The 21,542-nt window shown below is 57.2% G+C and carries 19 protein-coding genes; 8 read left to right on the plus strand and 11 right to left on the minus strand.

The genetic code is table 11. The annotated features are described in order from the left end of the window. Positions 1-121 precede the first annotated feature (121 nt). Positions 122-1,711, minus strand: a complete 1,590-nt coding sequence (locus tag AACY26_RS20800; protein ID WP_339516858.1) for an ABC-F family ATPase — start codon at positions 1,709-1,711, stop codon at positions 122-124. A gap of 442 nt (positions 1,712-2,153) precedes the next feature. Between AACY26_RS20800 and AACY26_RS20805 the strand changes: the two genes are divergently transcribed. Beyond that, the gene (locus tag AACY26_RS20805; protein ID WP_339516859.1) at positions 2,154-2,552 is read left to right on the plus strand and encodes a DUF1090 domain-containing protein; all 399 of its coding nucleotides are present in this window, start codon (positions 2,154-2,156) and stop codon (positions 2,550-2,552) included. Positions 2,553-2,618: 66 nt separating this feature from the next. Here the strand turns inward: AACY26_RS20805 and AACY26_RS20810 are convergent, their stop codons facing one another. Next, positions 2,619-2,897: a peptidylprolyl isomerase gene (locus AACY26_RS20810; RefSeq protein ID WP_087517008.1), complete on the minus strand. Its 279-nt coding sequence runs from the start codon at positions 2,895-2,897 to the stop codon at positions 2,619-2,621. 175 nt (positions 2,898-3,072) lie between these two features. Here AACY26_RS20810 and AACY26_RS20815 point away from each other — a divergent pair, with 175 nt between their 5' ends. Further along, a complete protein-coding gene (locus tag AACY26_RS20815) occupies positions 3,073-4,287 on the plus strand; it encodes a PilT/PilU family type 4a pilus ATPase (protein ID WP_339516861.1) in 1,215 nt (404 codons plus the stop codon). A gap of 93 nt (positions 4,288-4,380) precedes the next feature. Here AACY26_RS20815 and AACY26_RS20820 read toward each other — a convergent pair whose 3' ends face one another. The 3 genes from AACY26_RS20820 to AACY26_RS20830 form a co-directional block, all read right to left on the minus strand. Continuing rightward, complete coding sequence (locus tag AACY26_RS20820; protein WP_339516862.1) at positions 4,381-5,013, minus strand: CoA transferase subunit B; 633 nt, start codon at positions 5,011-5,013, stop codon at positions 4,381-4,383. A 2-nt stretch (positions 5,014-5,015) separates the two neighbouring features. Continuing rightward, positions 5,016-5,714, minus strand: a complete 699-nt coding sequence (locus tag AACY26_RS20825; protein WP_339516863.1) for a CoA transferase subunit A — start codon at positions 5,712-5,714, stop codon at positions 5,016-5,018. 139 nt (positions 5,715-5,853) lie between these two features. Then, complete coding sequence (locus AACY26_RS20830) at positions 5,854-7,194, minus strand: short-chain fatty acid transporter (RefSeq protein WP_339516865.1); 1,341 nt, start codon at positions 7,192-7,194, stop codon at positions 5,854-5,856. Between the two features lie 268 nt (positions 7,195-7,462). On the opposite strand from AACY26_RS20830, the gene AACY26_RS20835 reads away from it, so the two are divergent. Beyond that, entirely contained in the window at positions 7,463-8,254 is a 792-nt protein-coding gene (locus AACY26_RS20835; RefSeq protein WP_339516867.1) for an IclR family transcriptional regulator, read from the plus strand. A gap of 9 nt (positions 8,255-8,263) precedes the next feature. Here AACY26_RS20835 and AACY26_RS20840 read toward each other — a convergent pair whose 3' ends face one another. The 6 genes from AACY26_RS20840 to AACY26_RS20865 are packed head-to-tail and all read right to left on the minus strand — an operon-like array spanning position 8,264 to position 15,332. Continuing rightward, a complete protein-coding gene (locus AACY26_RS20840; RefSeq protein WP_339516869.1) occupies positions 8,264-9,169 on the minus strand; it encodes a hydroxymethylglutaryl-CoA lyase in 906 nt (301 codons plus the stop codon). Positions 9,170-9,226: 57 nt separating this feature from the next. Continuing rightward, a complete protein-coding gene (locus AACY26_RS20845; protein ID WP_339516870.1) occupies positions 9,227-11,227 on the minus strand; it encodes an acetyl/propionyl/methylcrotonyl-CoA carboxylase subunit alpha in 2,001 nt (666 codons plus the stop codon). Next, complete coding sequence (locus tag AACY26_RS20850) at positions 11,224-12,024, minus strand: gamma-carboxygeranoyl-CoA hydratase (protein ID WP_339516871.1); 801 nt, start codon at positions 12,022-12,024, stop codon at positions 11,224-11,226. The genes AACY26_RS20845 and AACY26_RS20850 overlap by 4 nt, the downstream gene beginning before the upstream one ends. Before the next feature lie 54 nt (positions 12,025-12,078). Next, complete coding sequence (locus AACY26_RS20855; RefSeq protein ID WP_339516873.1) at positions 12,079-13,686, minus strand: carboxyl transferase domain-containing protein; 1,608 nt, start codon at positions 13,684-13,686, stop codon at positions 12,079-12,081. Between the two features lie 57 nt (positions 13,687-13,743). Beyond that, positions 13,744-14,907 carry an isovaleryl-CoA dehydrogenase gene (locus tag AACY26_RS20860; RefSeq protein ID WP_339516874.1) on the minus strand — a complete coding sequence of 388 codons (1,164 nt, stop codon included), beginning with the start codon at positions 14,905-14,907 and terminating at the stop codon, positions 13,744-13,746. Positions 14,908-14,957: 50 nt separating this feature from the next. Further along, complete coding sequence (locus AACY26_RS20865; RefSeq protein ID WP_339516876.1) at positions 14,958-15,332, minus strand: MerR family transcriptional regulator; 375 nt, start codon at positions 15,330-15,332, stop codon at positions 14,958-14,960. Between the two features lie 182 nt (positions 15,333-15,514). Between AACY26_RS20865 and AACY26_RS20870 the strand changes: the two genes are divergently transcribed. The 5 genes from AACY26_RS20870 to AACY26_RS20890 all read left to right on the plus strand — a co-directional run bounded on the left by AACY26_RS20870 (position 15,515) and on the right by AACY26_RS20890 (position 21,465). Beyond that, the gene (locus AACY26_RS20870) at positions 15,515-16,570 is read left to right on the plus strand and encodes an AraC family transcriptional regulator (RefSeq protein WP_339516878.1); all 1,056 of its coding nucleotides are present in this window, start codon (positions 15,515-15,517) and stop codon (positions 16,568-16,570) included. Positions 16,571-16,653: 83 nt separating this feature from the next. Next, positions 16,654-18,309, plus strand: a complete 1,656-nt coding sequence (locus tag AACY26_RS20875) for an acyl-CoA synthetase (protein ID WP_339516880.1) — start codon at positions 16,654-16,656, stop codon at positions 18,307-18,309. 30 nt (positions 18,310-18,339) lie between these two features. Then, positions 18,340-19,107 (plus strand): 3-hydroxyacyl-CoA dehydrogenase, encoded by a 768-nt coding sequence (locus AACY26_RS20880; RefSeq protein ID WP_339516882.1) that lies wholly within the window; start codon positions 18,340-18,342, stop codon positions 19,105-19,107. A gap of 25 nt (positions 19,108-19,132) precedes the next feature. Further along, a complete protein-coding gene (locus AACY26_RS20885; RefSeq protein WP_339516884.1) occupies positions 19,133-20,338 on the plus strand; it encodes an acetyl-CoA C-acyltransferase in 1,206 nt (401 codons plus the stop codon). Further along, positions 20,338-21,465 (plus strand): acyl-CoA dehydrogenase family protein, encoded by a 1,128-nt coding sequence (locus AACY26_RS20890; protein WP_339516886.1) that lies wholly within the window; start codon positions 20,338-20,340, stop codon positions 21,463-21,465. The genes AACY26_RS20885 and AACY26_RS20890 overlap by 1 nt, the downstream gene beginning before the upstream one ends. Positions 21,466-21,542: the final 77 nt, after the last annotated feature.

The raw sequence follows: 21,542 nt of genomic DNA on the forward strand, positions 1-21,542 counted from the left end.
CTACGCGGATGAAGTAGAGCGGACAGCGCTTTTCTGTCCGCCAATAGCCTAGCTGCCCACGCCATATACAAAGCAAAAAGCCCGCTGCAAGAGCGGGCTTTTTTACTGCAGAGCAGGGCGCTTAAACGATAACGCCCTGGCTGCGCAGGTAATCATCGTAGGTGCCGCTAAAGTCGGTCACGCCGCTGTCGCTTAGCTCGATGATACGGGTGGCCAGCGAGCCTACGAACTCACGGTCGTGGCTGACGAAAATCAGCGTACCCGGGTAGTTTTCCAGCGCCAGGTTGAGGGCTTCGATGGATTCCATGTCCAAGTGGTTGGTCGGTTCATCCATGATCAGCACGTTAGGCTTGTTCAGGATCAGCTTGCCGAACAGCATGCGACCTTGTTCGCCACCGGAGATCACCTTGACTGACTTGAGGATGTCATCGTTGGAGAACAGCATGCGGCCCAGCGTGCCGCGTACCAGCTGTTCGCCGCCTTGGGTCCACTGGCCCATCCACTCGAACAGGGTGAGGTCATCTTCAAAGTCATGGGCATGGTCTTGGGCGTAGTAACCCAGCTCAGCGCTTTCAGTCCATTTCACCGAACCTGCGTCCGGAGTCAACTCACCCATCAGGGTACGCAGCAGGGTTGTCTTGCCGATACCGTTAGGGCCGATGATCGCCACGCGCTCGCCGGCTTCAACGGTAAAGCTGAAGTTCTTAAACAGCGGTTTGCCATCAAAGCCCTTGGCCATGTGCTCAACAGTCACTGCCTGGCGATGCAGCTTTTTGGTCTGCTCGAAGCGGATAAACGGACTGATACGGCTCGATGGCTTGACTTCAGCCAGCTGGATCTTGTCGATCTGCTTGGCGCGGGAAGTGGCTTGCTTGGCTTTCGAGGCGTTGGCCGAGAAGCGGCTGACGAAGCTTTGCAGCTCGCTGATCTGCGCCTTCTTCTTGGCGTTGTCCGAGAGCAGTTGCTCGCGCGACTGAGTGGCCGCCGTCATGTACTCATCATAGTTACCTGGGAACAGGCGCAACTCGCCGTAATCCAAGTCGGCCATGTGCGTGCACACGCTGTTGAGGAAGTGACGGTCGTGAGAAATGATGATCATGGTGCTGTTACGCGCCGTGAGAATATTCTCCAGCCAGCGGATGGTGTTGATGTCCAGGTGGTTGGTCGGTTCATCGAGCAGCAGCACGTCCGGATCGGAGAACAGCGCCTGGGCCAGCAATACGCGCAGCTTCCAGCCTGGAGCGACTTCGCTCATCGGGCCAAAATGCTGGGCCAATGGAATACCCAAGCCAAGTAGCAATTCACCGGCACGGGATTCGGCGGTGTAGCCATCCATTTCAGCGAACTCAGTTTCCAGTTCGGCAACAGCCATGCCGTCTTCTTCGGTCATTTCAGCCAGCGAATAGATACGGTCGCGCTCAGCCTTGACCTGCCACAACTCGGCATGGCCCATGATCACGGTATCGATCACGTTGAATTCTTCATAGGCAAATTGATCCTGACGAAGCTTACCCAGGCGAACATTGGGCTCAAGCATCACCTGGCCGCTCGACGGCTCAAGATCATCACCGAGGATCTTCATAAAGGTCGACTTGCCACAGCCGTTGGCACCGATCAGGCCATAGCGGTTGCCGTTGCCAAATTTGACGGAAACGTTCTCGAACAGTGGCTTGGCGCCGAACTGCATGGTGATGTTAGCGGTGGAGATCAAAGGGCTTACCTATCAATAACTTAGAAGTGTCTGGATTAGCCTGATACCCATTTGATACCAAAACCTGGCTTTTCCAGTTAGCTCCAATCGGAGCTTGAGTCGATCCAGCGTGCATACTAAAAGAGCAGCGTCTGCACAGGATGGCTGAGCTGCTGGGAAGTGAATGCGGGAGTGATGCCAGACATTACGGCTATTGTCGCATAGGTAAGGCGACAGTTGTACGTTGGCCGACAAGGGATTCAGGGTGATATCAAACAGCCCGCCTTGATGGCGGGTTGTTTGTTTATGTACTGATCTGGGTCAACATCTGGAGATATATACAAACTGCTACCACCTCAGCTTGCGAGCTGATGGCCCACTGGGGGGCTGGGGTCTGCTAGCATTACAGCTGCCGACAATGCACCAGCGCATTGAGTCTTTTGTTATTCGAGATGGATCTTTTATGAAATTTTTTACCCCTTTGGCGATGTTAACCCTGTGCAGCGCGTTGGCCGCGCCTGTGATGGCCGCTGAAAGTGCTCCTGAAACCCTCAAGGGCTGCGCCGCCAAGAAACAACACATTCTTGAGCAGATTGAGTTTGCCAAATCCCACGGCAATACCAGTCAGCAAGCGGGCCTGGAAAAGGCGCTCAGTGAAGTGAATGAGCATTGCACCGATGAGTCGCTTAAGAAAAGTCGTGAACAAGACGTGCTTGATGCCAAGCATGAAGTCAGCGAGCGCAAAGCTGATCTTGAAGAGGCCATGAAGAAAGGCGACGTTGAGAAAATCAACAAGCGCAAAGAGAAGCTGGCCGAAGCTCATGAGGAGCTCGATGAGGCGTTGCAAGAGCTGGAGAAGTAATCCAACCGCTCTACGCTTTGATTAGGCTAAAACCGAAACGCCTGCATTTGCAGGCGTTTGTCAGGATCAATCGCGGTAAAACACCTGGACCAGGTGATAACCAAACTGGCTTTTGATCGGGCCATGCACTTCGCGCAGCGGCTTCTTGAAGATCACTTGATCTATCGCGCGGACCATTTGTCCGGGGCGCACTTCACCCAAGTCGCCGCCACGCTTGCCAGAAGGGCAAGTCGAATACTTGCGCGCCAGTACGTCGAACGCTTCGCCCGCAGCCAGACGCTTCTTCAACTGAGCCGCTTCGGCTTCAGTTTTCACCAAAATATGTTTCGCCATTGCTTTAGCCATGGGCGGTTCCTCACAAGTTCTTGCGCCGCATTGTGCCAGTATTTAGCAAATCGCAAAAATTATCCCGGCGACATACAAAGAGCGGTGAATCTGGGCGTAGGCTCATCGGGGATACCTTAGGTTTATCCGCTCTAAACTCGCCTACTGTTATAGAACCTGTCTTGCGGACGTGCACATGGACATTCAATCGCTACTCAAAACCCTTGCCAGCCAAGACGGCTCCGATCTGTACCTTTCGACGGGGGCTCCGCCTTGCGCCAAGTTCAATGGCATGCTCAAGGCCTTGAGTGCCGAGCCATTGAAACCTGGTGACATTGCGGCCGTGGCTGATGCCATCATGGACGTTGCCCAGCGTGAAGAGTTCGAGCGTGAGCTGGAGATGAACCTGGCGATGTCTGTACCGGGCGTGGGACGCTTTCGGATCAATATCTTCAAGCAGCGCAATGAAGTCTCGATCGTGGCACGGAACATCAAGCTGGATATTCCCAAGTTTGAAGACCTGAAACTGCCGGAAGTATTGCTCAGCACTGTGATGGAGAAACGTGGCCTGGTGTTGTTTGTCGGCGGTACCGGCTCAGGTAAATCGACTTCACTGGCGGCCTTGATTGATTACCGTAATCGCAACAGCGGCGGGCACATTATCACCATTGAAGACCCAGTCGAATACGTACACCGACACAAGAAGTCGATCATCAACCAGCGTGAAGTCGGCGTTGATACGCGCAGCTTCCATGCGGCGCTGAAAAACACCCTGCGCCAGGCGCCAGATGTGATCCTTATCGGCGAGATTCGTGATCGCGAAACCATGGAGCATGCGCTGGCATTCGCTGACACCGGGCACTTGGCGATTTCCACATTGCACGCCAACAATGCCAATCAGGCGCTCGACCGGATTATTAACTTCTTTCCGGAAGACCGCCGCCCACAGCTGTTGAATGACTTGGGTAACAACCTCAAGGCGTTTGTGTCCCAGCGCTTGGTCAAGACCACGGACGGCAAGCGTCGTGCTGCGGTCGAGGTGCTGTTGGGCACGCCGACGGTGCGGGATCTGATCAAGCGCAACGAGTTCTCCGAGATCAAGGAAATCATGGAGAAATCGAAAAACCTGGGTATGCAGACCTTTGATCAAGCCTTGATCGATTTGGTTAATCAAGGTGCGATTGACGAGGAAGAGGCGGTTAAAAACGCCGATTCTGCAAATAACGTCCGGCTCAAGCTAAAACTCTATCGCGAAACACCGGCTGCGCCTGCTGCCAGCCCGGTAGCCGCGCCGGTTGCGCAGGCGAAACCGGCCCCAGCTGCAGATTCCGCCGATTGGGGGCTTGAGTTGAAGCTTGAAGACATTGAAGAGGATACCCCGCCGGAAGATCCGGGCAGGCAAGGTATCTAATGCCCGAAAACCGCGAGTCTACTTAAGCCGGTTTTCAAGCAGCGCAACAAAAAGCCCGGCATGCCGGGCTTTTTTCTATCAGGACGAGGCTGTTCAGTCGCGCAACAAGGTGCAGCCGGTCGCAGCTTGCAGCTCTTCAAAGCTGACGCCATCGGCGAGTTCAACGACGCGCATGCCTTGTTCGGTGACATCAAGCACCGCAAGGTCGGTAATGATACGGTCAACCACGCCGACGCCTGTCAGCGGCAAGTCGCAGTTGGGTAGAATCTTGTGGGCGCCGCCTTTGGCGGTGTGCTCCATCAGCACCACCACACGCTTGACCCCTGCGACCAGATCCATGGCGCCGCCCATGCCCTTGACCATCTTGCCGGGAATCATCCAGTTGGCCAGATCACCTTTTTCCGAGACCTGCATCGCGCCCAGAATCGACAGGTTGATGTGACCGCCGCGAATCATCGCAAAGCTTGCAGCGCTATCAAAAAAGGCGCTGCCGGGCAGGGTGGTGATGGTTTGTTTGCCCGCGTTGATCAGGTCCGGATCGACTTCAGCTTCGGTAGGGAAAGGGCCGATGCCCATCAGGCCGTTTTCACTTTGCAGCCACACATCCATGCCTTGCGGGATGTAGTTGGCAACCAGGGTTGGCAGGCCGATTCCGAGGTTTACGTAGAAGCCGTCGTTGAGCTCCAGTGCGGCGCGTTGCGCCATTTGTTCGCGTGTCCAGGCCATGATTAAGCGCTCCGCAGTGTGCGTTGTTCGATGCGTTTCTCTGGAGATTTATTCAGCACCAGACGTTGCACGTAGATACCCGGCAGATGGATATGGTCTGCCTCAAGCTCGCCGGTTTCGACGATTTCCTCTACCTCGACAATGCAAATCTTGCCTGCGGCTGCGGCCAGTGGGTTGAAGTTACGCGCCGTCTTGTTAAATACCAAGTTCCCTGACTTGTCGGCTTTCCAGGCTTTGACCAAAGCGATGTCGGCGGTCAGTGAGCGCTCCATCACGTACCACTCGCCGTCAAACTCGCGGGTTTCCTTGCCTTCGGCGACCAGCGTGCCGTAGCCCGTCTTGGTGTAGAACGCGGGGATTCCCGCGCCGCCGGCCCGCAGCTTTTCAGCCAGGGTGCCTTGCGGGGTAAATTCGAGCTCAAGCTCGCCAGCCAGGTATTGGCGTTCGAACTCTTTGTTCTCGCCGACGTAGGAAGAAATCATCTTGCTGATTTGTCGGCTTTCAAGCAAAAGCCCCAGGCCAAAACCGTCGACCCCGGCGTTGTTGCTGATCACCGTCAGGTTGCGTTTGCCGGTCTCGCGCAGGGCTGCAATCAGCGCCTCGGGAATCCCACACAAGCCAAAACCGCCGACCGCCAAGGTCATGCCGTCTTCAACCAATCCGGCGAGAGCCTCTTGGGCGCTGGGGTAGATTTTATTCATTTGATTAACTCCTCGATGAGTGCCCGGCCAGGTCAATGAGTAGACGTTAACCGGGCTGCGGCGACTTGACCTGCAGCGACATTTACTAGCAATCCGCCGACTTTTGTTGCAGTTGTCTAAAGCGACTAATCAGGGTTACTTAGCCGAAGAAGTACAAGCAACCTGAAATAACAATGCCCGAGTAGACCAGCATCAGCAGGCAATAGCCCATGATGTCGCGAGCGCCCAGTCCTGCGATACCAAGTAACGGCAAGGCCCAGAAGGGTTGAATCATGTTGGTCCAGGCATCGCCCCAGGCAATGGCCATCGCGGTTACCGCCGGTGCAACACCAAGTGCCTGGCCTGCAGGCAACATGATTGGGCCTTGGACCGCCCACTGGCCACCACCGGATGGTACGAAGACGTTGACCAAACCCGCGCTGAGGAAGGCCAGTACCGGGAAGGTGTCGGCGTTGGACCAGGTGACGAACGCGTCGGTCATTTGTTTGCCGAGCGAGATGCCATCAGCGTTTGCACCAACCATCATGCCCATGATCCCGGCATAGAACGGAAACTGGATAACAATGCCACTGATGCCGCCAATGCCTTCCTGCACCGCGCGCATATAACGCTCAGGCGAGCCATGCAGGAACAGGCCAACAAACAGGAACAGGCCGATAACGATATTGAGGCTGAGGGCGAAACCATTGTTAATGAAGTAATAGGCGAAGTAGATAACCGCGACTGCAACGATGATCAGGTTGAGAATACGGCTGTCATCCAGGCGCTGTGCTGGCGTTTCCCGTGGTAGGGCTGGATTTTCGGCATCCACCAGCAGGCTTGGGTCTGCGACTTTTGGCTGGGCTGGATGCATCGCTCGGTTGAGCAGAGGCAGGCCGATAACCAGCAGGGCAATAATGGTCAGGTTCATCGGCGTGAACAGAGTTTCGCCCACACCGATTGCCGAGGTCACCACACCGCCGGTCATGCGCGACAGGTCAGCGCCGCCGGTGGCCAGCGACAGCGGAATCGAGCCGGACAGGCCGCCGTGCCAGATCAGGAAGCCCGAATAAGCGGATGCGACCAGCAATGGATAATCAACGCCTTTGACTTCACGCGCCAGGGCACGGGCGAAAACCGCACCAATGACCAAGCCAAAACCCCAGTTGATCCAGGCGCCCGCCAAGGCGACCAATGTCACCAGGACGATGGCTTGACCGGGCGATTTGGCTATGCGAGCCAGGGCGCCAAGCAAACGGTGGATCAGTGGCGCGCTGGCCAGGGCATGGCCGGTGACCAGGATAAGAGCCATTTGCATGGCAAAGGTCAGCAGGTTCCAGAAACCGCCGCCCCAATGCTGAGCCATCTGCGGCAAGCTCTGGCCGGTGCTGAGCATGCTGGTGATCAGTACGATCAGGCTGAGCAGGATAGCGAAGACAAAAGGCGAGGGCAGGTAACGCTGGACAAGCTTTACGCTCAAGGCAGTAATTGATGAAAGCATGGTCGGTCCTATGTTGTTGTTATGGCTGCAACCAAGATAGCGCTCTTTGTTGCAGCAGGTTTGACAGCAAGTGCTCAGTGTTACTGAATCAAACTGGCCAGGCTATACGCACAAGGTCTAAGTCGGGCTTCTTGGCGTAGCTTAACCATACTTTTATGGTTGCTGGATTAGCGCGCGGCTGTAATCGTAATCGGATTTTGATTAACGTAATTTGTGTATAATTTTGCGTCAAGCCATAAAGCCATCATCGTTACCTACCGAGCATTGAATGGAAAAGCCCCTGAGTCGTGAAGTCTCGAGCAAACAGAAAGTTCGTTCGGCCGAGGTCGGCACTGACATCCTTAAAGCACTGGCTGAGCTGAGCCCATCGACCTCCTTGTCGAATCTGGCGGAGCATGTGCAGATGCCTGCAAGCAAGGTGCATCGCTACCTCCAGGCACTGATTGCCAGCGGTTTTGCCCAGCAAGATCAAGTGACCAATCATTACGCCCTTGGCCGGGAAGCCTTGATGGTGGGGTTGGCGGCGTTGGCCAGCATGGATGTCCTCAAAGTCGCTGCAGTGCCTTTGGCTGAGTTGCGTGACGCACTGAATGAAAGCTGCTTCCTGGCTGTCTGGGCCAACAAAGGCGCAACCGTTGTCCAGTTGCAACAGGCCACCCGGGCGGTAACGCTGGTGACCAAGGTCGGCTCGGTCTTGCCGTTGTTGAGTTCGGCGACCGGCCTGACCTTTGCCGCCTACCTGCCTGAAGCCGAGACGGCGCAGTTGCGTGAGGACGAACTGCAGACTAACCGCGATCATCCGTTTGCTGACGCGAGCCAATACCAGCAGCATCTAAAGCTGGTTCGCGATCAGGGGTTGCACGCGGTACACGGCTTGCTGATGCCGGGCGTTGATGCGCTGTCGGCGCCGGTGTTCGATGCCTATGGGCGCGTCGCTGCGGTGCTTACCGTCGTGGGCTCGGCCAGGGTGTTTGATGCCGACGAGGCGGGCATGGCGGCTGAGCGTCTGAAACAAACCGCAGAAGCCATCAGCTGGCGGATGGGATACGTCAAACCCTAACTGTTTCATTTAGTCTGCGGCGGCCAGCAAGGCGCTCGCCACCCGTGAGCCATTGGTCTTGCCGAGCAGGGTGCAGATGCGCTGGCCTGCTGCGGCCAGCTTGTGCAGGTCGATTCCGGTTTCGATCCCCAGTCCGTTGAGCAGATAGACCACATCTTCAGTAGCGATATTGCCAGTGGCGCCCTTGGCGTAGGGGCAACCGCCCAGGCCTGCAACCGAGCTGTCAAATACGCTGATGCCTTCGAGCAGGCTTGCATAGATGTTGCTCAAGCCCTGGCCGTAGGTATCGTGGAAGTGGCCGGCCAGTTTGTCCCGCGGAACTTCTCGCGCCACAGTATCGAGCAAATGGCGGGTTGCGCCAGCGGTGCCTTTGCCGATGGTGTCGCCCAGGGATATTTCATAGCAGCCCATATCAAACAATGCCTTGCTGACCCAGGCGACTTGTTCAGGGGCGATTTCGCCTTCATAGGGGCAGCCAAGCACGCAGGATACATAGCCGCGCACGCGAATGCCGTGCTGTTTGGCGGCCTGCATCACAGGTTCAAAGCGTTCGAGGCTGTCTTTGATCGAGCAATTGATGTTCTTCTGCGAGAACGATTCAGACGCCGCTGCGAATACGGCGATTTCCTTGACTCCAGCCGCTAACGCGCCCTCCAAGCCACGCAGGTTTGGTGTCAGGGCCGCATAGGTCACGCCCGCGCGTTGCTGGATTTGCGCGAAAACCTGTTCGCTGCCGGCCATTTGCGGCACCCATTTGGCCGAGACAAAACTGCCGACTTCAATGTAGCCAAGGCCCGCATCCGTCAGGTCATCGACCAGCCGGACTTTGTCGCCAACGCTGATGGGTTGCTTCTCATTCTGCAAGCCATCGCGTGGGCCAACTTCAACCAGTCGAACAGAGTGCGGCAGGGTCATGCTCTAGCTCCAATACGTTCATTAAAGGCAATTTAATCAGTTGTTTATGATTAAAAATTAATCTCGATTGATAGATTGGATGACTGCGCTTTCGTCATTATCCAAAGCAATTTCTACCAACACAGTGCCTTCGCTGACCATTTCACTTTCGGTGCAAAACAAGGCATTGACTGTGCCTGCGTGAGGGGCGCGAATGCTGTGCTCCATCTTCATCGCTTCGAGCACCACCAGCGCGGCACCTGCTTCAACCCTGGCGCCCGGTTCAGCCAGGATACGCACAATGCTGCCATTCATTGGCGCCGTCAGGCCGCCTTGGTGGTCGTGGCTATGTTGGGCGGCTGCGATGGGGTCCAGCTTGTCGACCTTGTGCAGTTCGCCGTCCCATTCAATAAACAGGCTGTCACCGCGGCGAACAAGCAGGTGCGAGGTGCGTACCCCGTTGCGCTCAACCTGCATCTGTTCGCCGCACAACTTCAGCTGCGAAGGCGCGCTAGTGCGCAGCTGTACCTGCTGTTGTTCATCGCCAGAGACCAGGTGTATATCCACCTCGCCGGGCAGCCCTGCGCGCCAGCCCGTGAGCTGGGCCCAGGGTGAGTGTGGGTCTTCGGCGGATAAACGCGGCGTTTGGCTTTGAACAAAGCCCTCGGCGGCGACTTGCCAGAACTCATCGGGCAGCGCGCTCGGCGCTGGCAAGAGCACATCCTGATAGCGCGGAATAAACCCGGTATCCAGTTCGGCGGCGGCAAATGCCGGATGACTGAGTACGCGCTTCAAGAAGGCCAGGTTGGTGCGAACGCCAGCAACCTGGGTGTCATTGAGCATGGCCAGCAAGCGAAGCCGGGCTTCTTCCCGATTGGCACCCCAGGCGATCAGCTTGCCGAGCATCGGGTCATAAAACGGCGAGACTTCATCACCCTCGGCAACACCCGAATCAATGCGCCGCCCTTCACCAGCGCTGGATTCACGGTAGATGTCGAGCTTGCCGGTAGAAGGTAGAAAGTCATTTGCAGGGTCTTCGGCGTAAAGGCGCACTTCTATCGCATGGCCATTAAGCGGAACTTGATCCTGGGTAATTGGCAAGGGTTCGCCACGGGCTATACGGATCTGCCAAGCCACCAGGTCAAGCCCGGTGATAGCTTCAGTAACCGGGTGCTCAACCTGCAGCCGGGTATTCATCTCCATAAAGAAGAAATCCCCCCGGGCATCGAGCAAGAACTCAACGGTGCCCGCACCTACATAACCAATTGCTTGCGCGGCTTTGACCGCTGCTTCGCCCATGGCTTGGCGTAGCGCGGGCGACAGGCCGGGGGCGGGAGCCTCTTCGACGACTTTCTGGTGGCGGCGCTGGATCGAGCAGTCGCGCTCGTTGAGATACAGGCAATTGCCGTGCTGATCGGCGAATACCTGAATCTCGACATGACGCGGCTTGAGTACATATTTCTCGATCAGCATGCGTGAGTCACCAAAGGATGACTGCGCCTCACGTTGCGCCGATGCCAGCGCTTCAGCCATTTCCGAGGCTTGCTCAACCACCTTCATGCCTTTACCGCCGCCACCAGCCGTGGCCTTGAGCAGCACCGGGTAGCCTATGACCTCGGCGGTGTTGAGGAAGGTTTCGACATCCTGCGCGGCGCCGTGGTAACCGGGCACCAGCGGCACCCCGGCTTGTTCCATCAGCGCTTTAGCGGCGGACTTACTGCCCATGGCATCAATTGCCGAGGCGGGCGGGCCGAGGAATATCAACCCAGTCTTGTCGATGGCGCGGGCAAAGTCGGCGTTTTCCGAAAGAAAGCCATAGCCTGGATGAATGGCTTGGGCTCCGCTGGCCTTGGCCGCCTCGATCACCGCGTCAATGCGCAGATAGCTGTCGCCAGGTTTGGCTCCACCCAAATCCACCGCTATATCCGCTTCGCGTACGTGGCGCGCATCGCGGTCAATGGCGCTGTGTACGGCTACGGTTCGTAAGCCCAGTTGCCTGGCGGTTTGCATCACCCGGCAGGCAATTTCGCCACGGTTGGCGACCAGGATTGTATCGATGCTGTTTTGCTTCTGGCTCATGCTTGAGGCTCCTGCCAGGCGGGTGTGCGTTTTTCGAGAAAGGCATTGAGGCCTTCTTGGCCTTCGGCGCTGACACGGATGCGTGCAATCGCGTTCTCGGTGTAGCGGCGCAGGGCTGGGGTTAATACGCCGCTGCCGACTTCTTTAAGCAGATCCTTGGTGGCGCGCATGGCTTGCGGGCTGTTGAGCAGCAAGTTGGCGCTCCAGGCATCGACTTGCGCGTCCAGTTCGCTGGCGGGGTAGCACTCGGCGAACAGGCCCAGTTGCTGCGCCTGTTTACCGCCGAAACGTTCCCCAGTCAGGGCAAAGCGCCGTGCTGCGCGCTCGCCGATGGCTTGCACTACAAAGGGGCTGATGACTGCTGGCGCAAGGCCAATACGTACTTCACTAAGGCTGAGTACGGCATCCTCGGCACCGATTGCCATGTCACAACAGCTGATCAAGCCCAAGGCGCCGCCAAATGCCGCGCCTTGCACCACCGCCAGGGTTGGGATTTTCAACTGATAGAGGTTGTGCATCAGTTCTGCAAGTTCGCGGGCGTCACCCAGGTTGGCGTTGTAGTCGAGTTGGGCGCTGGCTTGCATCCAGGCTAGATCAGCGCCTGCGCTGAAGTGCTTGCCACGGCCACGTACGATGACAAAGCGCAGGGATTTATCCGCCTGAATATCATCCAGGGCCAGAATCAGCTCGCGGATCATTTGCGCGTTGAAGGCATTGTTCTTTTCCGGCCGATTAAGCCAGAGCGTGGCAGCGCCATTGGCGGCTTTTGTCAGTTCGATGGTGGTGAAGTCAGTCATGCCATTAACTCTTTTGATATTCAGGGGCAGGGCGTTTGCGCGAGCGGGGCGCAGTCACATGCGAAATACGCCAAATGTGCTTGGCTCAACGGCTGCGTTGAGGCTGGCGGAAAGGGCCAGGCTAAGCACTTCACGGGTTTGCGCAGGGTCGATGACGCCGTCGTCCCACAGTCGTGCGCTGGAGTAATACGGATGACCTTGGGCTTCGTATTGGTCAAGAATCGGCTGTTTGAGCTGTTGTTCCTGCTCTGCGCTGAATGCTTCGCCTGCGCGCTGGGCTTGTTCACGCTTGACCTGCACCAATACCCCAGCAGCCTGTTCGGCGCCCATCACGCCGATGCGGGCGTTGGGCCACATCCACAGAAAACGCGGATCATAGGCCCGGCCACACATGCCGTAGTTACCCGCACCGAAGCTGCCGCCGATAATGACGGTGAACTTGGGCACCTTGGCGCAGGCAACGGCATTAACCAGCTTGGCGCCATGCTTGGCAATGCCACCGGCTTCGTATTTCTGCCCGACCATAAAGCCGGTGATGTTCTGCAGGAATACCAAGGGGATTTTGCGCTGGCAGGCCAGCTCGATAAAGTTGGCGCCTTTTTGTGCGGACTCCGCAAACAAGATCCCGTTATTGGCGAGGATCGCGACCGGATAGCCGTTGATGTGCGCAAAGCCGCAGACCAGCGTACTGCCAAACAGTGCCTTGTATTCATCGAACACCGAGCCATCGACCAGGCGTGAGATCACTTCACGCACATCGAAAGGCTGCTTGGCATCAACCGGAATCACGCCATACAACTCTTGGCTGTCGTACAGCGGCTGGATGGGTTCGCGCATATTGATCTGTCCGAGCTTGCGCCAGTTGAGGTTGGCAATGCTACGCCGACACAAGGCGAGGGCGTGGGCATCGTCTTCGGCATAGTGATCAGCAACGCCGGAGGTTTTGCAGTGCACATCAGCACCGCCAAGGTCTTCGGCGCTGACGACCTCACCGGTCGCCGCTTTGACCAGCGGCGGACCTGCGAGGAAGATCGTGGCCTGATTGCGCACCATGATCGCCTCGTCAGCCATGGCTGGCACATAGGCGCCCCCGGCGGTGCACGAACCCATCACCACGGCAATCTGGGGAATGCCCATGGCGCTCATGTTGGCCTGATTGAAGAAGATCCGCCCGAAGTGTTCGCGGTCTGGGAAGACTTCATCCTGACGGGGCAGGTTGGCGCCGCCGGAATCAACCAGGTAGATGCAGGGCAAGCGATTCTGCTGGGCGATGGTTTGGGCGCGCAGGTGTTTTTTCACCGTCAGCGGGTAATAGCTGCCGCCTTTTACCGTGGCATCATTGGCGACAATCATGCACTCGATGCCTTCGACCCGGCCGATACCCGCCACTACACCGGCAGCAGGCACGTTCTCGCCGTAGACATCATGGGCGGCCAATTGGCTGAGCTCCAGAAAGGGCGAGCCGAGGTCGAGCAGTTGGTTGATCCGTTCGCGAGGCAGCAATTTGCCACGGGCGCTGTGGCGTTCCTGGGCTTTGCTGCCGCCACCTTGGTAAATCTGCCCAAGTAAGGTGTGCAGGGCATCAACCTGTTCGCGCATTGCGTCACTATTGGCGGCAAACTCCGCTGAACGGGTGTTGATCTGGGTGTGTAGTACAGCCATCTGGCGAACTCCGTGAAAAGGGGCGACGAGTCACTGACGCCCAGCCAAAGCAAAGGCTTACTTGGTCTCGTTAAACAGTTCGCGGCCAATCAACATGCGCCGGATCTCGCTGGTGCCAGCACCAATTTCATAGAGTTTGGCGTCGCGCAGCAGGCGTCCGACCGGAAACTCGTTGATGTAACCGTTACCGCCAAGAATCTGAATGGCGTCGAGGGCCATTTGTGTGGCGCGCTCGGCGCTGTAGAGGATCACTCCGGCGGCATCCTTGCGCGTGGTTTCGCCGCGATCGCAAGCCTGGGCAACCGCGTAAAGATAAGCGCGGCTGGCGTTGAGCTGGGTGTACATGTCCGCCACCTTGCCCTGAATCAGCTGGAACTCACCGATGCTCTGGCCGAATTGCTTGCGGTCATGGATGTAGGGCACCACCACGTCCATGCAAGCCTGCATGATGCCAATCGGGCCGCCTGCAAGCACTACGCGCTCGTAGTCGAGGCCGCTCATCAGCACCTTGACCCCGCCGTTTTCAACACCAAGGATGTTTTCGGCAGGCACTTCAACATCATCAAAGAACAGCTCGCAGGTGTTCGAGCCACGCATGCCGAGTTTGTCGAACTTGCTGCCACGGCTGAAGCCTTTCCAGTCGCGCTCGACAATAAAGGCGGTGATGCCGTGCGGGCCTTTTTCCAGGTCGGTTTTGGCGTAGATCACGTAGGTGTTGGCGTCAGGACCATTGGTGATCCAGGTTTTGCTGCCGTTGAGCAGGTAATGATCGCCATGCTTGTCGGCGCGAAGCTTCATTGACACCACGTCCGAACCGGCATTGGGCTCACTCATGGCCAGTGCGCCGACGTGCTCACCAGAGATGAGTTTCGGCAGGTACTTGGCTTTTTGTTCAGCCGTGCCGTTGCGGTTGATCTGGTTGACACAGAGGTTGGAGTGAGCGCCATAGGACAGGCCAACCGAGGCTGAGCCACGGCTGATTTCTTCAATCGCGATGACATGCGCCAGGTAACCAAGGCCTGCGCCGCCGTATTCTTCGCTGACGGTTACACCAAGCAAACCCATGTCACCGAACTTCTTCCACATATCGGCAGGGAACAGGTTTTCGCTGTCGATAGCTGCCGCGCGTGGGGCCAGTTCAGCTGCGACAAAGGCTCGGGTCTGGTCGCGCAGCATGTCGATGGTTTCGCCAAGCGCGAAGTTCAATGATGGGTAGCTCATGGTTTCACCTGTAATTATTGTCTTTAATTAGTGATTGTAAATATATGTTTTTAATCAATATCTTCTAGTGCGCTCAGGCAGCGTTCTTCAGCCGTATCCAGTTCGAGCTGCATCTGTTGAATGTCCAATAGCTGCTGTTGAAGCTGATTGCGCCGTTCCGAGATCTTCTGCATAAAGCTTTCAAGTTGCTTGCGATTGCCCTGGACGGGATCGTAAAGCTCGATCAGTTCTTTGCACTCAGCCAGCGAAAAGCCGATGCGCTTGCCGCGCAGGATCAGCTTGAGGGTGACTTTGTCTTTAGCGCTGTAGATGCGTTCCTGACCACGGCGTTCAGGGCTGAGCATTGATTGCTCTTCATAGAAGCGAATGGCGCGGGTGGTGATATCCAACTCGCGGGCCAGTTCGGAAATGGAATAGGTAGGCATTGCCGGTTGCTCGTATTAACCTTTACGTAAACGTAAAGATGCCTTGCAGGGCTGTCAAGCTGTTGCGCTATAAATAACCGGTCTACATTTTGTCGTAATCTGGCGTACGACTTTCGCCGCAAGGTGCGAAATACTAAGTTCGCTGAAAATGTGCGCGACCAATACGATCTAACAAGGGACCTATGCAGTCAGACAAGGGCACCATTTCCATAAGACTGGTCACCGAGGCGGTTCTTGAGCTGCAGAACAGGGGTGTGGACACTGGTCCCTTGCTGGCGCAGGCGGGTATTGCTCCGGCGTTACTGGCGAAGCCTTATGCCCGAGTCACATGCGAGCAATATGCGCAGCTATGGCTGGACCTGGCGCGGCAAATGGATGACGAGTTCTTTGGCCTCAATGCGCGGCGCATGAAGGTCGGCAGCTTTGCATTTATGGCGCGCACCGCAAGCAAGGAAGCCAGCCTGGAGTCCGCATTGCATGGCATCTTGCGCTTTCTGGGGCTGATTTTTGAGGATTTTTCCCCGCGCCTGCTGCGCACTGGAGGCATGGCGGAGATTGCAATCGAGCAGTCGCCCGGCTCCCAAGCCACGCGGGACCGGGCATTCGCGGACTTCACCTTATGGATGATGGTCCATGGCCTGGCGTGTTGGCTGGTGGGGCGGCGTATCCCAATCATTGCGATTGATGTGCAGCGCCCGCAGCCTGAGTACGTAGAAGATTACCGGGTGATGTTCAGTGACAACCTGCGTTTCGGTCGTCCGCACTCAAGGCTGTTGTTCAATGCGCAATGGCTGGATCTGCCAGTCAGGCGCAGCGCCGATGAGCTCAAGCAGTTTTTGCAAGCCGCGCCGCAAGGCATTCTGGTCAGGTACCGCGACCCGCAAAGCCATGCCGCCCGCATCAAGGCTTACCTGCGTGGCATCAAGCCCGAACGCTGGCCGGACATCGAAGCCATCTCTGCGCACTTCTTTATGGCGCCCTCAACACTGCGGCGCAAGCTGTCGCAAGAAGGGCAGTCCTACCAAAGTCTCAAGGATCATGTGCGCCGCGACCTGGCGCTTAATCGCCTGAACCAGGGTGAAGTTAATTTCAATGAGCTGGCGTTCGAGCTGGGCTTCGCTGACGCCAGCGCGTTCTACAAGGCTTTCAAGAAATGGACAGGTTCAACCCCTGGTCAATACCAAGCTATGATGCACCCGCAAGGCGGCGTCACTGTCAAAACTGCTCAGTCAGGTTGACCCCTTAAGACATTGCCCGGACCGCCTCCGGGCGCGACTATCGGTTACCACTCCTCAAACAAAAAATAGCTCGGAGTTGACTGATGCGTGACTACTTTGCTGCTGCCCGCGAGTTCGATTTTGCCCACGCCATGAGCACCACATTGTCGGGCTCGGTGGATGCGATCAACGCCTGTGTCGAGTGTTGCGACCGGCATGCGCTGCCCGGGCGGGTGGCCTTGTTTTGCGAAGGCACCGACGGTTCCAGTGCGACCTATACCTTCACTGAACTCAAGCAACAGTCTGCACGCTTTGCCAATTTCTTGCGCAGTCAGGGTGTTAAACCCGGCGATTGTGTATCCGGCATGCTGGGACGCAAGGTTGAGCTGCTAATCACTATTCTGGGAACTTGGCGTGCTGGAGCGGTTTACCAGCCGCTATTTACTGCTTTTGGTCCCAAGGCCATTGAGCACCGGGTCAATACCGCAGGCTCTAAAATCATAGTCACCGACGCCAGCAATCGATCAAAGCTTGATGAGGTTGCCAACGACGCGCTGCGCGTCACCGTATCCGGTCCCAAGGGGCAAGGTATTGCCCGGGGTGACTTTAGCTTCTGGGCTGAGCTTGAACGCCATGACGATCAGTTCGAGCCAGTCATGCGCAGCGCTGAAGACCCCTTTTTGATGATGTTCACCTCGGGCACAACAGGCGCTGCCAAGCCAGTGCCTGTGCCGTTGAAGGCGATTCTGGCGTTTGTCAGCTATATGCGCGATGCAGTGGATTTGCGCCCGGAAGATGCATTCTGGAATGTCGCGGACCCCGGTTGGGCCTATGGCCTGTACTACGCAGTCACCGGGCCATTGGCGCTGGGCCATCCGACGACTTTTTACGAAGGTGCGTTCAGTGTTGAAAGCACCTGCAGGGTTATCCGCAAGTACGGCATCACCAATCTGGCTGGATCGCCGACGGCTTACCGTTTATTGCTCGCCGCCAAACAGCAGGTCGAGCCGCTGTTAAAAGGCCGGTTGCGCGCCGTGAGCAGCGCCGGTGAGCCACTGACGCCTGAGGTCATCCGTTGGTTTGCCGAGGGCTTGAGCACCACCATTCATGATCACTACGGCCAAACCGAATTGGGCATGGTCTTGTGTAACCATCATGCTTATGAACATCCGGTACGCATTGGTGCGGCTGGCTATGCGGTGCCAGGTCATCGCGTAGTGGTGGTTGATGACGCCTGTAAAGAGCTTGGCGTCGGCCAGCCCGGCAATCTGGCGGTGGATATGAGCCAGTCGCCGCTGTTCTGGTTTCCCGGTTACCAAGGCATGTCGACCAAGTCGTTCATCGATCGCTATTACCTGAGCGGTGACACGGTTGAGCTCAACGATGACGGCAGCATCAGCTTTGTCGGCCGCGCCGATGATGTGATCACGACTTCAGGCTATCGCATCGGCCCGTTTGACGTTGAGAGCGCCTTGATCGAGCACGATGCCGTTATTGAGGCCGCCGTGATTGGAAAGCCCGATCCAGAACGCACTGAGCTGGTAAAGGCCTTTGTTGTATTGCAGCCGCAGTTTGCGGCCACTCAAACCCTTGCCGAAGAGTTGCAGCAGTACGTGCGCAAACGTTTGTCGGCACATGCTTATCCGCGTGAAATCGAGTTTGTCGATGAGCTGCCAAAGACCCCAAGCGGCAAGATCCAACGCTTTTTATTACGCAACCAGGAGATCGCCAAGCAGAGTTTGCTTGGTGCGACGGCCTGAGTGTGCGGCGACTGATTAGGACTTACTAAAATGCAGCTTGAACAACGCGTTTTTTTAATCACCGGCGGCAGTTCCGGGTTGGGCTTGGCGACAGCGCGCAAGCTGGTGGAGGCGGGTGCCAAGGTGGTGCTGGCGGATATCAATGCCGAAGCGGGCCAGGCCCGTGCGACCGAGTTGGGCGAGCGCGCCTTGTTCGTTGCGGTCGACATTACCCAGGAAGACGCCGCACAAACGGCCATTGACCAGGCCATTGAGCACTTTGGTGGCCTGCATGGCTTGGTCAACTGCGCGGGTATCGCGCCAGCGGAAAAGTTGCTGGGCCGCAATGGTGTGCATGGGCTGGAGAGCTTTCGCAAGGTGGTTGATATCAACCTGATCGGCACCTTCAACATGCTGCGTCTGGCGGCAGAGGCAATTGCGCGCAATGAACCGCAGGCCGATGGCGAACGCGGGGTGATGATCAACACGGCCTCGGTCGCTGCATTTGATGGGCAAATTGGCCAGGCCGCCTATGCGGCCTCAAAGAGCGCGGTGGTCGGTCTGACCTTGCCACTGGCCCGTGAACTGGCCCGTTCAGGTATCCGCGTCATGTGTATTGCCCCGGGCATTTTTGAAACACCGATGATGGCTGGAATGCCCCAGGACGTGCGTGATGGCTTAGCGGCCAACGTGCCGTTTCCGCCACGCCTGGGCAAGCCCGATGAGTACGCCTCGTTGGTGTTGCACATTGTCCAGAACAGCATGCTCAACGGCGAGGTTATCCGCCTGGATGGCGCCTTGCGCATGGCGGCCAAATAGTCGCCCAAACAACAGGAGTCCGTAGATGAACACCAATAGCGATCCAGTCGTCATTGTCAGTGCTGCACGCACGCCAATGGGCGGCTTTATGGGCGACTTGAGCAGTGTGAGCTGTGCCGAACTCGGCGCTACGGCCATTCGCGCGGCGGTAAAGCGCGCCGGCTTGGCCAATGACGGTGTTGATGAAGTGATCATGGGGTGTGTGCTGCAGGCCGGTCAGGGGCAGGCCCCGGCACGCCAGGCGGCACTGGGCGCCGGCCTGGATCAAGGCACTGTCTGCTCGACGCTGAACAAGATGTGCGGTTCGGGCATGAAGTCGGTGATGCTGGCCCATGATTCATTGTTGGCTGGTAGCGCCGAGGTGCTGGTGGCTGGCGGCATGGAAAGCATGTCCAACGCGCCGTATCTACTGGACAAAGCCCGTGCTGGCTACCGCATGGGCCACGGTCGGGTGCTTGATCATATGTTCCTTGACGGCCTGGAAGATGCCTATGAAAAAGGCCGTCTAATGGGCACGTTCGCCGAAGATTGCGCACAAAGCTATGGTTTCAGCCGTGAGCAGCAAGATGAGTATGCAATCAATTCGCTAAAGCGTGCGCAAGCGGCGATGGAGCAGGGCCATTTCGAGGCGGAGATTGCCGCGGTTGAAGTCAAAACCAAGCGCGAAACGCTCAGCGTGACCTGCGATGAACAGCCACCAAAGGCCAAGTTGGACAAAATCCCGGGCTTAAAGCCTGCCTTTCGAGACGGCGGCACGGTAACGGCAGCTAACGCCAGTTCCATTTCAGATGGCGCGGCAGCCTTGGTGCTGATGCGTCGTTCTGAGGCTAAAAAGCGCGGGCTGAAGCCGCTGGCAACCCTTGTCGGGCACAGTTCCCATGCCCAGGCACCGGGATTGTTTGCCACGGCGCCGGTTGGGGCTATCAAGGCCTTGATGACGCGCACCGGCTGGACGTTGGATCAGGTTGACCTGTTCGAGATCAATGAAGCCTTCGCCGTGGTGCCAATGGCGGCCATGCGCGACCTGGCAATTACCCATGACAAGGTCAACGTACATGGCGGCGCTTGCGCCTTGGGCCATCCCATCGGTGCATCCGGTGCACGGGTAATAGTGACCTTGCTCCATGCCCTGCAACAGCGGGGGCTGACACGCGGCGTAGCCTCGGTGTGCATAGGTGGCGGCGAGGCGACTGCGGTCGCTATTGAGCTGCTGGGCAAAGGAGCCAATTAATGATTCCCTCAGATGAAGAGTTGCAGATCCGCGACGTTGCCCACCAGTTTGCTCAAGAACGGCTCAAACCCTTTGCTGCGGACTGGGACCGTGAGCATCGCTTTCCAGCCGAAGCCTTGCGTGAAATGGCTGAGCTGGGATTTCTCGGCATGCTGGTGCCGGAACAGTGGGGTGGCGCCGATACTGGCCAGGTTGCCTATGCCATGGCGCTTGAAGAAATTGCCGCCGGGGATGGCGCCTGCTCGACCATCATGAGTGTGCACAACTCAGTGGGTTGCATGCCGATTCTGAAATTCGGCAACGAGCAACAAAAGCGCGATTACCTGCAGCCATTGGCGCAAGGCACGATGATTGGCGCATTTGCCCTGACGGAACCGCAAGCAGGCTCCGATGCCAGTTTTCTGCGTACCAAGGCGCAGCGTGATGGTGACTATTACGTGCTCAATGGCAGCAAGCAATTTATCACCTCCGGCAGCCATGCTGGCGTGGTGATTGTGTTTGCCGTGACCGATGCGAGCCTTGGCAAACGCGGTATTTCCGCGTTTATCGTGCCCACCGACACGCCCGGGTTTAGCGTCACCCGGATTGAAGAAAAGCTGGGCCAGCACGCCTCGGACACCTGCCAGCTGCAATTCGATGACATGCGCATCCCGGCCAGCTTGCGCTTGGGTGAGGAGGGCGAAGGCTACAAAATCGCCCTGAGCAACCTCGAAGGCGGGCGCATTGGTATCGCCTCCCAGGCGGTCGGCATGGCCCGTGCGGCATTCGAGGCCGCGCGCGATTACGCCCATGAACGGGAAACCTTCGGCAAGTCCATTATCGAGCATCAGGCGGTCGCGTTTCGCTTGGCGGATATGGCCACCGAGATCGCCGTTGCCCGGCAAATGGTCTTGCATGCAGCCACCTTGCGCCAAGCAGGCTTGCCATGCCTGACCGAAGCCTCGATGGCCAAGCTGTTTGCCTCGGAAATGGCAGAGCGGGTCTGTTCAGCGGCGATTCAGACCCTTGGTGGCTACGGCTACCTGAAAGACTTCCCGGTAGAGCGTATCTACCGCGATGTGCGGGTTTGCCAGATCTATGAAGGCACCAGCGATATTCAGCGAATGGTTATTGCACGCGGTTTTTGATACCGCGTGTTTGCCTACAAACGTTCTGGCTGCTAACTGCGGCAGCGCCTTGCCAATTACCTGAATAATCATAAAAA

The organism is Pseudomonas sp. RL_15y_Pfl2_60 (genome assembly GCF_963970595.1).
In the GTDB taxonomy this organism is placed as follows: Bacteria; Pseudomonadota; Gammaproteobacteria; order Pseudomonadales; family Pseudomonadaceae; genus Aquipseudomonas.

What these genes read in the sequence shown, in the direction of transcription:
- AACY26_RS20805 (WP_339516859.1), top strand. Translation starts at nt 2,154, where the DNA reads ATGAAATTTTTTACCCCTTTGGCGATGTTAACCCTGTGCAGCGCGTTG.
- AACY26_RS20810 (WP_087517008.1), bottom strand. Translation starts at nt 2,897, where the DNA reads ATGGCTAAAGCAATGGCGAAACATATTTTGGTGAAAACTGAAGCCGAA.
- AACY26_RS20815 (WP_339516861.1), top strand. Translation starts at nt 3,073, where the DNA reads ATGGACATTCAATCGCTACTCAAAACCCTTGCCAGCCAAGACGGCTCC.
- AACY26_RS20820 (WP_339516862.1), bottom strand. Translation starts at nt 5,013, where the DNA reads ATGGCCTGGACACGCGAACAAATGGCGCAACGCGCCGCACTGGAGCTC.
- AACY26_RS20825 (WP_339516863.1), bottom strand. Translation starts at nt 5,714, where the DNA reads ATGAATAAAATCTACCCCAGCGCCCAAGAGGCTCTCGCCGGATTGGTT.
- AACY26_RS20830 (WP_339516865.1), bottom strand. Translation starts at nt 7,194, where the DNA reads ATGCTTTCATCAATTACTGCCTTGAGCGTAAAGCTTGTCCAGCGTTAC.
- AACY26_RS20835 (WP_339516867.1), top strand. Translation starts at nt 7,463, where the DNA reads ATGGAAAAGCCCCTGAGTCGTGAAGTCTCGAGCAAACAGAAAGTTCGT.
- AACY26_RS20840 (WP_339516869.1), bottom strand. Translation starts at nt 9,169, where the DNA reads ATGACCCTGCCGCACTCTGTTCGACTGGTTGAAGTTGGCCCACGCGAT.
- AACY26_RS20845 (WP_339516870.1), bottom strand. Translation starts at nt 11,227, where the DNA reads ATGAGCCAGAAGCAAAACAGCATCGATACAATCCTGGTCGCCAACCGT.
- AACY26_RS20850 (WP_339516871.1), bottom strand. Translation starts at nt 12,024, where the DNA reads ATGACTGACTTCACCACCATCGAACTGACAAAAGCCGCCAATGGCGCT.
- AACY26_RS20855 (WP_339516873.1), bottom strand. Translation starts at nt 13,686, where the DNA reads ATGGCTGTACTACACACCCAGATCAACACCCGTTCAGCGGAGTTTGCC.
- AACY26_RS20860 (WP_339516874.1), bottom strand. Translation starts at nt 14,907, where the DNA reads ATGAGCTACCCATCATTGAACTTCGCGCTTGGCGAAACCATCGACATG.
- AACY26_RS20865 (WP_339516876.1), bottom strand. Translation starts at nt 15,332, where the DNA reads ATGCCTACCTATTCCATTTCCGAACTGGCCCGCGAGTTGGATATCACC.
- AACY26_RS20870 (WP_339516878.1), top strand. Translation starts at nt 15,515, where the DNA reads ATGCAGTCAGACAAGGGCACCATTTCCATAAGACTGGTCACCGAGGCG.
- AACY26_RS20875 (WP_339516880.1), top strand. Translation starts at nt 16,654, where the DNA reads ATGCGTGACTACTTTGCTGCTGCCCGCGAGTTCGATTTTGCCCACGCC.
- AACY26_RS20880 (WP_339516882.1), top strand. Translation starts at nt 18,340, where the DNA reads ATGCAGCTTGAACAACGCGTTTTTTTAATCACCGGCGGCAGTTCCGGG.
- AACY26_RS20885 (WP_339516884.1), top strand. Translation starts at nt 19,133, where the DNA reads ATGAACACCAATAGCGATCCAGTCGTCATTGTCAGTGCTGCACGCACG.
- AACY26_RS20890 (WP_339516886.1), top strand. Translation starts at nt 20,338, where the DNA reads ATGATTCCCTCAGATGAAGAGTTGCAGATCCGCGACGTTGCCCACCAG.